Source organism: Phycicoccus flavus (genome assembly GCF_004025965.2).
GTDB lineage: Bacteria > Actinomycetota > Actinomycetes > Actinomycetales > Dermatophilaceae > Phycicoccus > Phycicoccus flavus.
The window spans coordinates 1-3,949 of the sequence record NZ_SAYU02000127.1 but is presented as its reverse complement, the minus strand read 5'-3'; the positions used below and the strand labels follow the sequence as shown (position 1 = coordinate 3,949).

General features: G+C 73.8%; 2 protein-coding genes and 1 pseudogene. All 3 read right to left on the bottom strand.

Annotated elements, in window-relative coordinates; translation table 11 throughout:
• Positions 1 to 1,896 precede the first annotated feature (1,896 nt).
• Positions 1,897 to 2,619 carry a 16S rRNA (guanine(527)-N(7))-methyltransferase RsmG gene (gene rsmG, locus EPD83_RS19955; RefSeq protein WP_165567057.1) on the bottom strand — a complete coding sequence of 241 codons (723 nt, stop codon included), beginning with the start codon at positions 2,617 to 2,619 and terminating at the stop codon, positions 1,897 to 1,899.
• 14 nt (positions 2,620 to 2,633) lie between these two features.
• The gene (locus EPD83_RS19950) at positions 2,634 to 3,194 is read right to left on the bottom strand and encodes a Jag family protein (RefSeq protein ID WP_165567058.1); all 561 of its coding nucleotides are present in this window, start codon (positions 3,192 to 3,194) and stop codon (positions 2,634 to 2,636) included.
• A 313-nt stretch (positions 3,195 to 3,507) separates the two neighbouring features.
• Positions 3,508 to 3,949: pseudogene (locus EPD83_RS19945) on the bottom strand (hypothetical protein); the annotation flags it as partial.

The following is a 3,949-nucleotide window of genomic DNA, read 5'->3' as shown; positions in this document are numbered from 1 at the left end:
CACCCCGGTGGTGGTGCAGTCGTGGCCGGTGACATCCGAGCCCGACACCCGAGGCTCCGGTGGGATGCCCGCGGAGCGCGGCGACGGTCCCCAGCCGACGGCTCGAGGGCGACGCGCCGACGGTCCCGTCGAGCGGCAGGCGCGGTCCTCGCGTGGCACCGGCACCGGCACCGGCACCGGCACCGGCACGCTCATCGTGGTGGATAAGGCCCGCCGCCGGCGTCCCTCCGCTCATCGTGCCGGACAAGGCCCGCCGCCCCGAGAGCTCCTCTCTCCGTCACCGGGCCCTTCCGGTTCGGGGCAGACGGCGGACCGGACCCACGTGACCGATGACCCAGGTGACCATCTGGCGACGCACGCCCTGACGACAGGACGCGGTACCTCGCACCGGTGCGGCGTCCGGCCTTGGGCTGTCCCAGACGATCGTGCCGGGTGTGGACAACCTGTGCACGGAGAGTTCCTCACCGAGAATTCTCGTCCCCGCGCTGGGCGCGCCGTCGGGGCGGAAAACGCAGGTAGACCGCGGTCGTGGGCGATCTCGCGCCCGCCCACAGCGCGTCTCCTGGGTGCGGTGGACAACCTGTGGACAACCGCGCAGCCGTCGACGGCGAACGTGAGCGCGAACCGGCGCCGATCGCGGAACGCACCTGCCCACGCCACACGGGGAGAGCGGTCGACGCGGGCCCTCGCCCAGCGAGGGACCGGGCCGCCCGCCTCCCCCGCGACCGGTGGACGTCGTCGGTGACGGACGCCGCGGTCACCCGACGCCGGTGCCTCACCCCAGGACCATTCCCTCCCTCGGCCCGAGTCGGGCTCGGGCCGCCGGCGGGGCGGCCACCCACCCCGGACTTCAGCCACACGGCCGAGGGAGAGCGGGCCCGTCTCACGACGGACGGTCGTGGGCTCGACGTGCCGGACTGTCACCCCGGCATCGGGCTGCGGTGCCCGAAGACCCCGGCGTGTGCCCGAGCCGATGTGCACCTGGGGGGCCACAGAGCCCCCGAGGCGCCCGGCGCCACGTGGTTCTGAGCAGCGCGTCCTCGTGGCCCGCCACGCGAGCGCCACCGCCGCAGCCGGGCGGTCGTGTCCGTCCAGAGCCTCCCAGGCCGCGCCCGCCCCGGGTCATCGGTGGTACTCCAGCGGCTGACGCCAGAACCGGGCGCGCCCGGGGTCGCCCGACGTACCTTCGCAATGGATGACGGCAGGACGACCTCCTGCCGCGGTCATCCGCGGTGCACCGTCTGCGCTCGATCCCGAACCGTCCCCGCCGGGCACAGGACAGCGACCCCGTCGTCGAGCGGCCGGGCTCGCAGCCCGTCGGGATGTCGCGGCCGCGGCGGCCGGCGCGTTCCCGGCGATGCACGAGGTCGGGACGCCAAACTCGTGCGGACGACGTCCTCCCCGCGTTTCACGTGAAACGTCGACGCGTCGTCCCCCCGGCGCGCGCCACTCTCGGCCCGACGACGACCAGCCGAGGACAGGCCCTTCAGCTCAGCGCATCGACGGAACGAACCACGAGCTTTCTCGGCCGGATGAGACCCGGGGGGTCGCACCCGTCTCGGCTCTCGAGGCCAGGGGTGACTCGGCTGCCGCAGGGCAGCACGGTCCGCTGCTGAGTCCAGAAGAGCGGACGCGGTGGTCGCGGCCGGGTCGACCGACAGGCCTCGAGGTCTTCTGTGAGGGGGCGCTCGGTTGCCCCCAGGAGCACGCGAGCTCGGACGCGGTCGCTTGTTTCACGTGAAACGGCACCGCGTGAGGCGTTGACGACTCCAGGGTCGGTCTACGGCAGAGCCGGGCAGCCCTCGACGCGCGATCGCTGATGGTCGGTACGTGGTCGGTCAGAGCGAAGGCGCTACGACCAGCCGAGCGACCCAAGAGAGGCTGAGCGGCGGCAGCTCAGTCCGCGCCAGGACCGCGACGGCGCCCTCGACCGGCGCGGCCCTTGGGCCCACCCGACCGTCGTGCCGGGGGGTTCGTCAGGCGTAGGTCCACCGTGAGCACCGGGTCACCGAGCACCGCCTCGCCGTGGCGCGTCACCGTTCCGTCGGCGAGACCGAGGCGACGCAGGACGGGCTCCTCGGCGTCGAGCTCGTCCTGCGCGCTGCGTCCCTTCATGGCCACGAGGGTGCCGCCCGGCTCCAGGAGGGGCACACACCAGCGGGCGAGCTTGCCCAGCCGGGCCACCGCACGTGCGGTGACGAACGGGGCGGCCACCTCCCCGGCCAACTCCTCCGCCCGACCACGCCGCACGACGACGTTCTCCAGGTCCAGGTCCGCCACGACGCCGGACAGCCAGGTGGTCCGCCGTTCCATCGGTTCGACGAGGCACAGCTCGAGGTCCGGGCGGGCGATGGCCACCGCGATGCCGGGGAGTCCCGCACCGGACCCGACGTCCACCACCCGACTGCCGGGAGGAAACGCGTCCTCGACGACGGCGCAGTTGAGGACGTGCCGTTCCCAGAGCCGGGGCACCTCTCGCGGGCCGATGAGGCCGTGGCTCACGCCCGTGTCGGCCAGCACGGCGGCGAAACGCTCGGCCAGGGGCAGTCGGTCACCGAAGACGACGGCCGCACCAGCAGGTGCGGCCGTCGCCTCGGGGTCGACCCCGTCGTGTTCCACGTGAAACGCGATCCCTACGACGCGGGGCTGATGACGACGTAGCGGCGCGGCTCGCTGCCCTCGGACTCCGAGTGCAGACCCGCGGACAGCACCTCGTCGTGGACGACCTTGCGCTCGAAGGCGGTCATCGGCGACATCGACGCCGACTCACCGGAGCTGCGCACCCCGTCGATGGCTTGCTTGGCCATCCGGACCAGCTCGGAACGGCGCTCCGCGCGGTGGCCGGCGACGTCGAGCATGAGCCGGCTCCGCTCACCGGTCTCGGACTGCACCGCGAGCCGGGTGAGCTCCTGGAGCGCCTCGAGCACCTGGGCGTCCTGACCCACGAGCCGGCGCGGCACGCGGCCCTCGTCGCTGTCGACGATCGCCACCGCGGCACGGTCGCCGTCGATGTCGACGTCCAGGTCGCCGTCGAGGTCGCAGATGTCGAGCAGCGTCTCGAGGAAGTCGGCAGCGACCTCGCCCTCGCGCTCGAGCTGGGAGCGCCGCCCGGACGCCTTCGTCGACGGCCCAGCCGCCTCGTCCTGGCCCGACTCCTCGTCGGAGGAGTCCTCGGTCGCGCTCTCGGCGTCCACCGCGTCGGCGGAGTCCGTCTCCTCGGCCTCGTCGGACGTGCTGTCCGTCGCCGGGTCCTCGTCCGGGTCCTCATCGGCGTCGGCCTCGTCCGAAGGACCGGCGTCGGGGGACCCCTGCTCGTCCGCGACGTCGCGGGGTCCGTCGGCCGGCGGCACGGCCCCCGGCGTCTGCGCCGCCGTCGTGGCGTCGGGGGTGAGGGTGGGGGCGTCGGTCGGCTCCTTCGCCGTGACGTCGTCGGTGCGCTGCTCGCTCATGCGGTCTCCCTGTCTCGCGGGGGTGGCTGGAGGTCTGGCTGTGTGGGGTGGGCGACGCTCAGCGACGCGTCGAGCCCTGACCCTGCTTCTTCTTCTTGCTCTTCTTGCGGCCGGATCCCGACCCGTTCGCGCCGGGACCCGCGCCTGCGGGCTTGGCGACCGGTCCGTCGGAACCGACCGCTCCGCTCGCTGCGGGGTAGCCGGACCCGTTCGCGTCCGTCCCGTCCGACGCGGAGGTCGGCGTGTCGTCGGTGGTACCGGCGACGTCACCCGGGTCCGGCGACGTCGCCGTCTGACCGTTCGCGACGCGGGGACCCGCGCCCTTCGCCCGCTTCTTCGACTTGGGCTGGACCCGCTGGCCACCCTGCACGACGGTGCTCTCGACGACCTCGCCGTCGGTGGACACCGCCTTCTCGCCCGGCACGGCCTTGCCCTTGCGCCGCAGGCGGTCGTGGTAGGCCCGCTCGGCGGCCGAGCCCGGCGCCGGCATCCGACGGATG